We start from the raw sequence: 13103 nt of genomic DNA, 5'->3' as shown, positions 1-13103 counted from the left end.
GGCATGATGGAGACACCTAAATCGCCTGATCCCGCAAAGCCCGCCTTCGCAGAGGCCGAGATCGTATCTGTCTTACGCAACCTGTCGAATGCACGCGTTCGGCTGGTGGCGGAATTCATTGCCCAGATTGCCATGGTTCATGATCCAGACGTCGTGAAAACCTTTCTGGCATGGCGCTCTGATCCTCGGCTCGATACGCTCTTGCTGCTTGCAAGCGAACTCGACGTCGATGCCCTCGATCAACTCTTATTCAAGGCAGAGGACCTCTCCGCGCAAACGCATGACATGATGCCAGGCAAATGACCGTGGACCAACCGCGCCCGGCTTCCGTGTCACACGCTCATGTCGTGCAACAGCCTTGAAAGCCTTTGGGCGTTAACCCGGGACATATCCCGTAGGCTCGAAGGCGGTGTGAGGTGCCCCTAGTTTCCAGAGACCCGCTTCCTTCAGTTTCTGCTGTCTGACCTCGAAGTCAACGGGCGACAGCATGCCGTTGTTCGTGTGCGTGCGTTTCGGGTTGCAGACCATCTCGATGTATTCGAACACGCCCTGCCTTGCAGCGTCGCGTGTGCGGTATGTGCGGCGTCGTGCCGATGTCGTCCCGGGCCTCTCGGATCAAATCAGTCTGACGCACAGGCAAGAGAGCCCGGTGCACCCGACATGCGCGGGTCGAAGAAGAGCATGTTGCCCAAGTCCGCGCGCGCGGCGTTGACCTCTGTCGCGTCTGGCAGCGGTGCGAGCGGTGCGGCTTCGTCCGCGCCCAACATGGTCTCGGCGGCGTCGACCTTCACCAGACGATCAGCGCGCGGCGGCCGTGGCGAGCGTATAGGTGCGTTTGATCGCGGTCACGTCGGCCCTTTCCCGCTCGCGTTACGACCGCGCCATTCACGCCCATATCGCCCGGCTGCGCAAGAAGATCGCCACTCATGGCGGCTGCGAGTCGCTGATCCGCACTGGGCATGGCGCTGGCTACAGTCTGGTTGCGAAGGTCTGTGCCGAATAGGACACGTGTCAAACGGGCCAAATATGAGTCAAAAACACCATCGGTTGCCCCGGATTTGCAAACGCGTTCTTCATATATGAACAACGTTGCCAGCTGGCTCCTTTGAGTATGCGCAATTTTCAAGCACAAGCGGCCAGGTTACCAGAATGATGGCGCAATTCCTGATCTGGTTGTGAGCCATGTCTTTTGGCAAGTCTGCAATGGTTGTCCGGAGCAAATTTTGGGTCTTCTTGGAGACATCAGCGCAAACATCGACCGGACTGTCGGCAGGCAGACCTTGTTGCATGAGCCGTTGCGAAATCCGGGCCGCGTGCCGCGCTGACATGTAAAAAGCCGTGGTCGTTCCGGGGCCGGTCAAACGTGTGCACTCCGGCAAGGGATTGTCCGCACAGCCCGATCCGGTGGCAATGACAAAGCTATCCGCGACGCCACGCTCGGTCAGGCTTTGACCAAGTGCTGCCCCTGCGGCCGAGGCCGCGGTGACGCCGGGCACCAGTTCAACGGGCACACCGGCGGCCTGCGCGGCCGCGATCTCTTCGCCCGCCCGGCCAAAGATACCGGGATCGCCCGACTTCAGGCGCACGACCCGTTTGCCTCGCAACGCCTCGGCCAGAATGACCTTGTTGATCTTGTCCTGCGGCCAGGCATGCGCGCCGACATCCTTGCCCACAAAGACGCGTTCTGCGTCGCGGCGGGCAAGCTCGAGCACCTCTGCATCGACCAGCCTGTCATAAAACACCACATCCGCCTCTTGCAGCCGTTCGACAGCGCGCAGGGTCAACAGATCGCGGGCACCGGGGCCTGCCCCCACCAGAGAAATCTGGCCTTTTCCGGATCGTGACGGCAGGCCGCCCGCCGCAATCGCCCGTTTGATCGCGCGCGCTGCATCGCGTTCCGCGCCGCGGCTCCATTGATCCCGCGCATCCCCCTTGAAGACCCAGGCCCAAAAGGCGCGGCGCTGATCACGGGGTACATTGCGCGCGACACTCGGACGCAAACGCCCCGCAAGCGCGGCAAGCCCGCCAATGTTTATCGGCAGCAGTTCCTCGAGCCGTGTCTTGATGTCGCGGGTCAGAACGGGGGCTGTGCCTTCACTGCCGATGGCCACAACGATCGGATCACGGTCGACAATGGCCGGGGTGGTCATATCGCACAGTTCCGGTTGATCGACCACGTTCACCAGACAGCCCGAGGCTTTGGCAATTCCATGGGCCGCGGCGTCGAAGGCGGGGCAACCGGTGCCGATGAAAACCATGGCCGCCCCTGCAAAAACCTCTGCCGAGAGGGTTGTGATCAGCTGCGCCCGGCCATCCTTCACGATGCGTTGCAGTTCATCCTCAAGCCGTGCCGCCACGAAAACCAGATCCGCATCGGTCTTGAGCAGCAGGCGCGCTTTTTGCGCGGCCTGTTCGCCGCCGCCGACAATCACCACCTTGCGCCCGGTGGTGCGAATGAACATTGGAAAGGCTTTCATGGGCGTCCCCTTCTCAGGCAGCGGTTTGTGAGGTCTGATCAGACGCTGAACGCGCACCAAGGGTGGCAAAGGCGGCTGCCGCCGTCCCTGCTACAACGGCACGTTCAAAGACGTCGGGCGATTGCGTGGCCCATCGTGGGCCGAGCGTTTCACCCAAAGGCTCGGACAGGCGTCGGGTTTCTGGTAAGAGGGCAGGCAACACGTCGTCCCAGGCGACGCCGCCGCGCAGGCCGAAGGCCGAAATGGCCTTGGCCGGGTGCCGTTCAAACTCGCCCCCGCCGCCTTTGATGACGCTCAGCGCATCCCAGCCCAGGAGCTCCGCAGCATCCGCCTGCAAGAGCCGATAGGACGGGTGGAACACGCCTTGCACGCTGGCCGGGGCGGCGGCCGGGTTCAGCATGCGGCACACGGTGTTGATGCAAGAGCGCAGCCCCAGAACCTCACGCAGCTTCAAGATGCGAAACAGCGCGGGATGAAAGGTTTCAAGCGGCAAATAGGCAATCCGGTCACGCTCCAGCAAGGAGGCAGCATGATCGGGGTCGGTCGCGATCCCGATGCCGACTCCCGCCAATCCCGCGCGCACCTTTGGGTCGTTGCCGTTCCAGCCATGCAAAAGAACGCGGTGCCCCGCATCCGCCACCTGCCGCGCGGCGCATAGAAACCACGGCGCCCCCCGGGTGCGGCCCGCGGCATAGCTTGGCCAGTCCAGATCGGCGTTCGGCAAGGCAGGCAAGGCGATCTGCGCCGCATGCGCGAACCCGGCGATTTCCTCGGCGGTTTCGCCTTTCATGCGCAGCAACATCAGCACGGCGCCCACTGCTTCTGGTGCGGCATCACCGTGCAGCATCAGGCGCATGGCGTCCGCCGCCTCGTCCTGCGTCAAGCCCCGCGCACGCCCCGGCCCCCGGCCCAGTGTCCGGACATGATCGGCCAGGCTCATTCCGCAGCCTCACGCGCGCGCACGCGGCCCAGCAGGTCCGCAAGTTCGGGGCGGCAGGAACCGCAATTCGTCCCCGCGCCGAGAGCCGCGCCAATCTGCTCGACAGAGATCAGCCCTTGGGCCTCAATCGCCGTCACGATGCTGTTGACCCCAACCCCGAAGCACGCGCACAGAACCGGCCCCGGATCGGCCATATCGGGCGGCGTGCGCCCCGTGATCGCGCCCGCGCTGTCGGTTCCGGGCAAGGTCGCAAGATAGTCGCGCATGACAGCGACGGGCGTCGCGGCGACAAACAGCGCCCCGATCATCACCCCGTCCTGATAGAGCACGATCCGCGCATTGCCGGCTTTTGCGTCAAGCATGCTGACCAGCCGCGCGTCGGGGGCACCAAACAGCCGCCGGGCCTCAACCTCCCAATCGGCAATCGCCCTAACTCCCGCAAGCTCGGCCCGGTAACCGCGGCTCGTGCGGGCAAGGGCCCAGTAATCGCTGCTCAGCACCATTGGATCACGCGCCACCGCAAAACCATACCACGCGGCGTCAAACCGGGCGAGCGCGACCACGCTCGCCTTGCTCTCCGGCTGTCCAGAAACCGGATCGCAGGCCGCGGCCACCAGCGCGTCAATTCGGGCCGAAGGCGCTGTTTCCCCGGTCCAGTGCATCGGGGCAAAGACCTGTCCGACCTGCACCGCATCGGTGATCCGGGCGCGTAGGATCGCGCGGCCATGAGGGCTTTGCAGCGTGACCAGGTCCGACCGCGCAAGGCTCAATCGCTCTGCATCTTGCGGATGAATATCCACAAAGGGTTCCGCCAGATGCGCCGACAGGCGCGGGCTGAGCGCGGTGCGGGTCATGGTGTGCCACTGATCGCGCACCCGACCCGTGTTGAGACGGAAGGGATAGCGCGGCTCGGTTCTGGCGGCGGGCGGTTTGCATGACACCGGCAGTAGCCGGGCCTTGCCATCCGGCGTGAAGAATTGCCCATCGGCGAAAAAGCGTCCTCCGCTGCGCGCCCGCGTCAGCGGCCAGCGCTGAGGGGAAAGGTCGTTATACGCTGCGTCCGACAGCGTCGAGAGCGCCGAGATATCAAAATCCCGACCCATCTGACCGGCAAGGCCCGACAGCGCTGCATATTCACGGAAAATTTCGGCCTCACTGGCGAAATCAAAGGCCGCCTCGAACCCCATGCGGCGGCCAACCTCGGCAAGGATGTCCCAATCAGGACGCGCCTGACCCGGCGCAGCCAAGACCCGGCGCTGGCGACTGATGGTGCGATCCGAGTTTGTGACGGTGCCGTCTTTCTCGGCCCAGGCGGTTGCGGGCAGCAGCACATCGGCCAGCCGCGCCGTGTCGGTCTGATCGGTGATGTCGCTGACCACCGTAAAGGGGCATGCGGCAATCGCATCGCGCACGGCATCGGCCTCGGGCATCGACACGGCAGGGTTGGTGTGAATGATCCAGAGCGCCTTGATCCGGCCGTCACCCGCCGCGCGGAACATGTCGACCGCCTTGAGTCCGGGCGCCTCTGGCAGCGGTCCTGCCCCCCAGAAACCACGCACCACAGACCGGTGATCGGCGTTTTCAAGGTCAAGATGACAGGCCAGCATATTTGCCAGCCCGCCCACCTCGCGCCCGCCCATGGCATTTGGTTGGCCGGTGACCGACAGCGGCCCGCATCCCGGCTTGCCGATCCGGCCCGTGACCAGATGACAGTTGAGGATCGCATTCACCTTATCCGCGCCAGAAGTCGATTGATTGACCCCTTGGGAATAGATGGTGACAATCTTTTCGGTGCGCATCCAAAGCGCGCAAAAGGCGGCGATATCCGCCTCGGCCAGGCCAATCGGCGCGCTCGGGTCGTTTTGCGCCGCCTGCAGCGCAGCATCGAATCCGGTGGTATGGCGTATGAAATCCTTGTCCAGCGCACCGCCTTGCCAAAGCGTGATGAACAGGCGATTGAACAGCGCCACATCTGATCCGGGTTGCAGCGCCAGATGCATGTCTGCCCCGTCACAGCTTGCGGTGCGGCGCGGGTCGATGACGACGATCCTGGTGCCGCGCGCCTTGCGGGCCGCAAGCAGGCGTTGATACAGCACCGGGTGGCACCAGGCGAGGTTCGATCCGACCAGCACCACAAGATCAGCCGCGTCAATATCCTCATAGGTGCCGGGCACCGTATCGCTGCCGAAGGCGCGTTTGTGCCCGGCAACCGATGACGCCATGCACAGCCGCGAATTGGTGTCGATATTGGCCGAGCCGATGAACCCTTTCATCAGCTTGTTGGCGATATAATAATCCTCGGTCAGCATCTGACCGGAGACGTAAAAGGCCACGCTGTCCGGCCCGTGCTCTGCGATGGTCCGGGTGAATCTGTCGGCCACCAGCTGCAGCGCGCTCGGCCAATCCGTGTCCTTGCCCGTCACGCGCGGCATCAGCAGCCGGTGCCCCAGCCCCACGGTTTCGCCAAGCGCCGAGCCTTTGGAACAAAGCCTGCCAAAATTCGCCGGATGCTCGGGATCGCCCCGCACAGCCAGACCGCCCTGCCCGTCCGGGCGCAACAAGACCCCGCACCCTACCCCGCAATAGGGGCAGGTCGAGCGCGTTTCGGGAAGGCCGCTGCCGTCCATCACGCGGCACTCCGCGCCGCAAGGCTGGCGCCGTCGATCCAGACGCGGCCCTCGCGGACCTGCACGGGAAAGATGGTTATACTCGCGTCTTCGCCCCAGGCCTGACCCGTGTTCAGGTCAAACACCCAGTTGTGCAACGGACAGGTGACCGACTGCCCATGCACGATCCCTTCCGAAAGCGGCCCGCCCTTGTGGGGGCAGCTGTCGGTGGCGGCAAAAACCTCATCGGGGCCGGTGCGAAACACTGCGACACACCCCTGCGCCGTCTTGATCTTGCGCGCCCCGCGCAGGGGGATGTCGCTCACCGGGCCAATATCGATCCAGCTCATTCTGCGGCCTCCAATGTCAGGTCGGCAAGCGGCTGATAGGCCTCGGCCCGCTTGGCGTGGTCTGCCCAGGGGTCCTTGCGGTAGATCGATTGCGACAGCTCAAACGCCGCGATCAATCGCGCGCGCTCGTCCAGATTGTCAACGACGCGGCCCTTGACCCAATCAAGCCCGACCTTGGCCACCCATTTATAGGGCCGGTCGAGGTATTTGGCGGTTTCACGATAAAGCTGGATAAAGGCGACCGTCACGGCAATCGCCTCGGCCTCGGTGGGCACGTCACACAGACGCTCGGTTTCCTTCAAATCCATGCCAGCAGCGCCGGCAACGCCGACCTGATACCCGCTGTCGACACAGATGATGCCGACATCCTTGCAGGTCGCCTCGGCACAGTTTCGCGGGCAGCCCGACACCGCCAGCTTGACCTTGTGCGGCGTCCACGACCCCCACAACATCTGTTCGAGCTTGATGCCGAGCCCGGTGCTGTCCTGCGTGCCAAAGCGGCAGTGATCGGTGCCCACACAGGTCTTTACCGTGCGCAGCCCCTTGGAATAGGCGTGCCCGGACACCATCCCGGCCTTGTTCAGATCCGCCCAGATATGCGGCAGATCCTCGCCCTTGACACCCAGCAGGTCGATCCGCTGGCCGCCGGTGACCTTGACGGTGGGCACGTTGTACTTGTCCGCCGCGTCGGCGATGGCGCGTAACTCGCGCGGGTTGGTGATGCCGCCCCACATGCGCGGCACCACCGAAAACGTGCCGTCCTTCTGGATGTTGGCGTGCTTGCGTTCATTCACGAAGCGGCTTTGCGGGTCGTCCCGATACTCCAGCGGCCAGTCGGCGAGCAGGTAGAAATTCACCGCCGGGCGACAGACATGACAGCCATTGCGGGTCGTCCAGCCAAGCTCCTGCCAAACCGCATCCTGCGATTTCAACGGCTTCGATTTGATCAGGCGGCGCAGGTCCTCATGTGTCAGATCACAGCAACCGCAGATCGGCTGCGCGGCGGGCATCTGAAAATCATCGCCAAGCGTGACCTGCAACAATTGTTCCACCAGCCCGGTGCAGGTCCCGCAGGACGCGCTGGCCTTGGTTGTGGCCCGCACCGCGCCCAGATCGGCTGCGCCGCCTTCGATTGCATCAACAATGGTGCCCTTGCATATGCCGTTGCAGCCACAAATCTCCGCATCACGCGGCAATGCTGCAACGGCTGAGAGAGGGTCCGCAGAGGCACCCCCCTGATAGGCCGGGCCAAAGATCAGCGTCTCGCGCATCTCCGAGATGTCGGTCTCATCCTTGATCAGACCGAAGAACCAGTTGCCATCAGCGGTATCGCCATACATGACCGCACCGATCAGCTGGTCGTCTTCGATCACCAGCCGCTTGTAGATGCCTCTGCCGGGATCGCGCAGCACAATGTCCTCGCGACCCTCGGCTTCGGCAAAGTCCCCGGCGCTGAACAGATCACAGCCCGTTACCTTGAGCTTGGTCGCGGTATCCTTCACGACAAAGGCGTCGGGCTCGTTCAGAAGCGTGCGGGCCAGAACCCTCGCCTGATCGTAAAGCGGCGCGACAAGGCCAAACAGGGTGCCATCGAACTCCACGCATTCGCCGACGGCAAAGATATAGGGGTCCGAGGTCTGCATCTGCGCGCTCACCTCGATCCCGCGCGCGACGTCAAGGCCCGCATCCGTCGCCAGCCGCGTCTCGGGGCGGATGCCGACAGCCATGACCACCAGATCGGCAGACAGGGTTTCGCCGCTTTCCAGAACCACCGCCTCGGCGCGGTCCTTGCCGATAATCGCCTTGGTCGAGCCCTGCGTGCGGATCGTGATGCCGCGCTTTTCCAGGTCCTTGCGCAGCAGATATCCGGCGGCCTCATCCAGTTGGCGCTCCATCAAATGCCCCATCAGATGCACGACGGTGACCGCCATGCCGCGTTCGGCCAGCCCCGCCGCCGCCTCAAGACCCAACAGGCCACCGCCGATGACCACGGCAGTGCCACCCTGTTTGGCGGCCTCGATCATCGCATTGGTATCGTCGAGATCCCTGTAGGTGATGACGCCCGGAAGATCCTTGCCGGGGACCGGGATGATAAAGGGGGCCGAGCCGGTCGCGATCACCAGCTTGTCATAGGACACAGGCCCGTTTTGCCCTTCGACAACCTTCCTCTCGGGGTCGATTCTCACCACATGCTCGCCGAACCGGCAGGTCACGCGATGCTGTGCGTACCAGTCGTCACCATGAGTGATGATATCCTCGTACGCCTTCTCACCAGACAAGACGGGACTAAGCATGATGCGATTGTAGTTCCCCCGCGGCTCAGCGTTGAACAGCGTGATCTCGAAGGCGTCGGGGTCGGTCTCGACCAGGGTCTCGATGACCCGGCCAGACGCCATACCGGCACCGATGATAACAAGTTTCTGGGTCATGTCTTCACTCCGCCGCGACGGCCTTTGGGGCCGCGAGTTTGGGCTTTGGCGTCGCCCCGTGTTCGTAGTCTTCAAGGAAATCAAGAACCTCCTGACGATAGGCATAGTAATCAGGATGCTCCAACAGGGCCTTGCGAGTGCGCGGGCGCGGCAAATTCACATGGGTGATCTTGCCGATGGTGGCCTTCGGTCCGTTGGTCATCATGACGACCCGGTCCGCCAACAGGATCGCCTCGTCGACGTCATGGGTGACACAGATCGCCGTGACCTTGGTCCTGCTCCAGACCTCCATCAGCACTTCCTGCAATTCCCAGCGGGTAAGACTGTCGAGCATGCCGAAGGGTTCATCCAGAAGCAGCAGTTTCGGCGACAGGGCAAAGGCCCGCGCGATCCCCACGCGCTGCTGCATGCCGTTCGACATATCGCTGGCAGGCTTGTCCATCGCATCGCTCAGACCGACGCGTTCAAGGTAGTACTCCACCACATCCTGCCGTTCGGCCTGAGACGCCTTCGGGTATACCTTGTTCACCCCGATGGCGCAGTTCTCGCGCGCCGACAGCCATGGGAAGAGGTTCGGCGACTGGAACACCACCGCGCGTTCAGGGTCCGCCCCCTCCACATGACGCCCGTCCAGCTTGATCGCCCCCTTGGAGATCGGGTTCAAACCGGCGGCCATGGTCAGCACCGTGGATTTGCCGCAGCCCGAGTGCCCGATCAGCGAAATGAACTCGCCCCTGTCGATCTTCAGATCAAAATTCTCGACCACCGTCAGCGGCCCGTTCGGCGTCGGATAGACCTTGTGCAGCTGAGAAAAATCGAGGAACCGGTTTTCGATCAGACCGTGCTGCGCCTCCTTGACCGCTGCCGGCACACCGTGGATCGGCGTCACGTTCGGCAAATGCCGCGTTCCCTCGACCTTGGCCTCGATCCCGACCTCCATCAGATACTTGGTCACATCCGCACGCAGACGCTTGAACGTCTCGTTGGTGTTCATTCGGGTCCGGTCGCGCGGGCGCGGAATGGTCACCTTGAACTCTGTCCCAAGCGTGCCGTCCGGGTTCAGCGCGATGATGCGGTCCGCGAGGATAATCGCCTCATCCACGTCATTGGTGATCAGAACGCAGGTCTTCCTGTCGGCCTGCCAGATGCCCTCGATCTCATCGGCAAGATTGGCCCGCGTCAGCGCATCCAGCGCCGAGAGAGGTTCGTCCAACAGCAGCATTTCCGGGTTCATGGCCAGAGCGCGGGCCACGTTCACCCGCTGGCGCATGCCGCCCGACAACTCTGCTGGACGGCGCGTGGCGGCGTGGCTCAGCCCTACCATCTTGACGTAATGCGCGACCTTCTCGGCCTTTTCCGCCTTCGACAGACCGGGGAAAACCGTGTCAACGGCCAGCCGGACATTGCCGTTCACCGTCAGCCAGGGCATCAGGGAATAGCTTTGGAAAATCACGCCGCGTTCCGGGGTGGGCTCTGTAATCGGCGCGCCCTTGAAGGTGACCTTGCCCTTGGTGGGCGTTTCAAGCCCCGCCATCAGGTTGATCAGCGTCGTCTTGCCGGTCCCGGAAAAGCCAAGAAGAACCAGGAACTCGCCCTCTTGCACGTCCAGGTTGATATCGTTGAGCACATGGCTGGCATGCGCACCAGTGCCATAGCTTTGGCTTACCTTGTCGAGTGTCAAAATCCCCATGGCGCTCACCGGTTGTTCGTAAAGGTAAAGAGCGATTGCAGCGCATACATCACACGGTCCAGCAGGAAGCCGATGATGCCGATGCTCAGGACCGCGACCATGATCCTGGCGAGGCTGGAGCTGGAGCCGTTCTGGAATTCGTCCCAGATAAACTTGCCCAGACCGGGATTCTGCGCCAGCATCTCAGCCGCGATCAACACCATCCAGCCCACGCCAAGCGACAGACGCAACCCGGTAAAGATCAAAGGCAGAGCCGACGGCAGGACGAGCTTGGTGATCTTGGTCCAGGTGTTCATCTTGAGCACCTTCGAGACGTTCACCAGATCCTTGTCGATACTCGCCACACCAAGGGCGGTGTTGATCAGGGTCGGCCAGAGCGAACAGAGCGTCACTGTCACCGCCGAAATGACAAAGCTCTTGGCCAAGATCCCGTCATTGGAGGCCGCCAGCGCCGAGACGATCATCGTCACGATCGGCAACCATGCCAACGGCGAGACCGGCTTGAAGATCTGGATCAGCGGGTTCAGCGCGGCATTGGCGATCGGCGACAGACCCGCGGCGATCCCAAGCGGCACGGCGACGACCGTTGCAATCAAGAAGCCAAAGAACACCGTCTGAATAGAGGTCCAGATCTGCTGGTAATAGGTCGGCGCCCCGGTATATGCGCGCGCAACCGGCTCCTGCCCTTGTTGGACACGGCGTTCGTTCAACTGCGCGACCTGCGCGTCAAACCGGGCCTTGCTGTCGGCCTTGGCCAGCGCGTCCTCGTGCAGGTTGACAGCCTCGGCCCAGACCTGAGCAGGTCCGGGAACCGCACCAAGCGATGTCTGCACTTTCGGCGCCAGCGTGCCCCAGAGCATCAGGAAAACGACAATCGCGATGACCGGAACCGCCAGAAGCCGCCAGATTTCCTTCATCTGCGCGCTCGGGTTGTCGCCGGCTGCGGCCCTCAGAACAGGTGTCAGCCAGGACAGGCCCAGAACCTGGAACCATTTATCGGCCGCATTGATACGGGTAAAAAGCCGGGCGCGACGCGCCTCGCGGTCTTTTGTTTCGGCGAAATTGGGATCAACGGTTGTCATGTCTCACATGTCCTCATCGGCGAGAGAGAAAGGCCCCGGGCCAAGCCCGGAGCACAGCGTGTTTGCAGGCGCGGATCAGCCCTTGACCTCATTGCCATCGACCGTCTGTTCGCCCTTCAGGCCGATCGGCAGGCTGTCGAGATAGGCATTGGGCGCGCGCCCGTCATAGGGAATGGCGTCGATGATATCAGCCGCGGGCGTCGGTTCTTTGTAACCGTCGCTGTCCCAGGGAAAATCCGCCTCGTTGGCCAGGCCTTCGTCGACCAGAAGGCGCGCCGCCTCAAGGTAGATGTCGGGCTTGTAAACCGACCTGGCAATCTCGTCATACCAGGTGTCCGGCTTGGCCTCGTCGATCTGCCCCCAGCGGCGCATCTGTGTCAGATACCACACCGCATCGGAATAGAACGGATAGGTCGCGTTGTACCGGAAGAACACGTTGAAATCCGGGATGTCGCGCTTGTCGCCCTTTTCGAATTCGAAAAAGCCGGTCATCGAGTTGGCGATCACCTCGTAATCCGCGCCGACATATTCCGGGCGGCTGAGGATCTCCACGGCTTGCGCGCGGTTGGCGTTGTCGTTCTCATCGAGCCACATGGCGGCCCGGATCAATGCCTTGGTAATGGCCAGCGTTGTGTTCGGGTTCTGTTCGGTGAACTCTTCAGTCAGACCAAAGACCTTTTCGGGATTGTTCTTCCACAGCTGGTAATCGGTGATGACCGGCACGCCGATTCCCTTGAACACCGCCTGCTGATTCCACGGCTCGCCGACGCAATAGCCGTGGATCGTCCCCGCCTCCAACGTGGCAGGCATCTGCGGTGGCGGGGTCACCGACAGAAAGACATCCGCCTCGATCTGGCCCGAGATGTTGTCGGGGCTGTAATACCCCGGATTGATGCCGCCGGCGGCCAGCCAGTAGCGCAGTTCATAATTGTGGGTCGACACGGGAAACACCATTCCCATGTTGAAGGCCTCGCCCCTGGCGTTGAACTCCTCGATCACGGGCACCAGCGCCTTGGCGGAAATCGGGTGCTGTGGACGGCCATCATCCATAGACGGGATATGCGGGCGCATCATCTCCCAGACCTCGTTTGACACGGTGATGCCGTTGCCGTTCAGGTCCATCGAGAAGGGCGTGACGATATGCGCCTGCGTCCCGTAACCGATCGTCGCCGCCAGCGGCTGACCGGCCAGCATATGCGCACCATCCAGTTGACCGTCGATCACACCATCCAGAAGCACCTTCCAGTTGGCCTGCGCCTCCAGCGTGACAAACAATCCCTCGTCAAGAAAATAGCCTTGATCATAGGCCACCGCGAGCGGCGCCATATCGGTCAGTTTGATAAAGCCAAAGGTCAGTTCGTCTTTTTCGAGATCAAGCAATTCGGCAAATGACGGGCTGGCCAGAGCCGTGGTGGCGGCAAAGCTCAGAAGGAGCCTTCTCATGGTGTATCCTTTCAAAGCGCCCGGTCTGTCGGGAAAAAGACAAGACCGAACAAGAACAGAAATAGGGCCGACACTGACCACCGGAT

The 13103-nt window shown here is 62.5% G+C and carries 11 protein-coding genes and 1 pseudogene; 2 read left to right on the top strand and 10 right to left on the bottom strand.

The annotated features are described in order from the left end of the window. Positions 1-3: 3 nt before the first annotated feature. Positions 4-303: a hypothetical protein gene (locus VR71_RS24020; protein ID WP_009817799.1), complete on the top strand. Its 300-nt coding sequence runs from the start codon at positions 4-6 to the stop codon at positions 301-303. Between the two features lie 72 nt (positions 304-375). Here the strand turns inward: VR71_RS24020 and VR71_RS25500 are convergent. Both VR71_RS25500 and VR71_RS25495 read right to left on the bottom strand, forming a co-directional pair. Beyond that, positions 376-588, bottom strand: a pseudogene (locus VR71_RS25500) (IS3 family transposase); the annotation flags it as partial. 32 nt (positions 589-620) lie between these two features. Further along, on the bottom strand, positions 621-791 hold the full coding sequence (locus VR71_RS25495; RefSeq protein ID WP_296430863.1) for a hypothetical protein: 171 nt from the start codon (positions 789-791) through the stop codon (positions 621-623). A gap of 38 nt (positions 792-829) precedes the next feature. Between VR71_RS25495 and VR71_RS25490 the strand changes: the two genes are divergently transcribed. Continuing rightward, positions 830-1003, top strand: coding sequence for a helix-turn-helix domain-containing protein (locus tag VR71_RS25490; protein ID WP_296430861.1), 174 nt, complete (start codon positions 830-832; stop codon positions 1001-1003). A 70-nt stretch (positions 1004-1073) separates the two neighbouring features. Here VR71_RS25490 and cysG read toward each other — a convergent pair whose 3' ends face one another. The 8 genes from cysG to VR71_RS23980 all read right to left on the bottom strand — a co-directional run bounded on the left by cysG (position 1074) and on the right by VR71_RS23980 (position 13017). Then, the gene (gene cysG, locus VR71_RS24015) at positions 1074-2477 is read right to left on the bottom strand and encodes a siroheme synthase CysG (protein WP_045686814.1); all 1404 of its coding nucleotides are present in this window, start codon (positions 2475-2477) and stop codon (positions 1074-1076) included. 13 nt (positions 2478-2490) lie between these two features. Continuing rightward, positions 2491-3417, bottom strand: coding sequence for a glycosyl transferase family protein (locus VR71_RS24010; protein ID WP_045686813.1), 927 nt, complete (start codon positions 3415-3417; stop codon positions 2491-2493). Then, entirely contained in the window at positions 3414-6044 is a 2631-nt protein-coding gene (locus VR71_RS24005) for a nitrate reductase (RefSeq protein WP_045686812.1), read from the bottom strand. Before VR71_RS24005 ends, VR71_RS24010 begins: the two co-directional genes overlap by 4 nt. Further along, entirely contained in the window at positions 6044-6373 is a 330-nt protein-coding gene (gene nirD / locus VR71_RS24000) for a nitrite reductase small subunit NirD (RefSeq protein WP_009817790.1), read from the bottom strand. The genes VR71_RS24005 and nirD overlap by 1 nt, the downstream gene beginning before the upstream one ends. Further along, complete coding sequence (gene nirB, locus VR71_RS23995; RefSeq protein ID WP_045686811.1) at positions 6370-8802, bottom strand: nitrite reductase large subunit NirB; 2433 nt, start codon at positions 8800-8802, stop codon at positions 6370-6372. The genes nirD and nirB overlap by 4 nt, the downstream gene beginning before the upstream one ends. Before the next feature lie 4 nt (positions 8803-8806). Further along, entirely contained in the window at positions 8807-10492 is a 1686-nt protein-coding gene (locus VR71_RS23990; protein WP_045686810.1) for an ABC transporter ATP-binding protein, read from the bottom strand. A gap of 5 nt (positions 10493-10497) precedes the next feature. Continuing rightward, on the bottom strand, positions 10498-11574 hold the full coding sequence (locus VR71_RS23985) for an ABC transporter permease (protein ID WP_045686809.1): 1077 nt from the start codon (positions 11572-11574) through the stop codon (positions 10498-10500). A 75-nt stretch (positions 11575-11649) separates the two neighbouring features. Continuing rightward, positions 11650-13017, bottom strand: coding sequence for a CmpA/NrtA family ABC transporter substrate-binding protein (locus tag VR71_RS23980; RefSeq protein WP_045686808.1), 1368 nt, complete (start codon positions 13015-13017; stop codon positions 11650-11652). Positions 13018-13103 lie beyond the last annotated feature (86 nt).

The organism is Roseovarius sp. BRH_c41 (assembly GCF_000961715.1).
In the GTDB taxonomy this organism is placed as follows: Bacteria; Pseudomonadota; Alphaproteobacteria; order Rhodobacterales; family Rhodobacteraceae; genus Roseovarius.
Note: the sequence above shows the minus strand (reverse complement) of the source record. Positions and strands in the feature narration are given on the sequence as shown.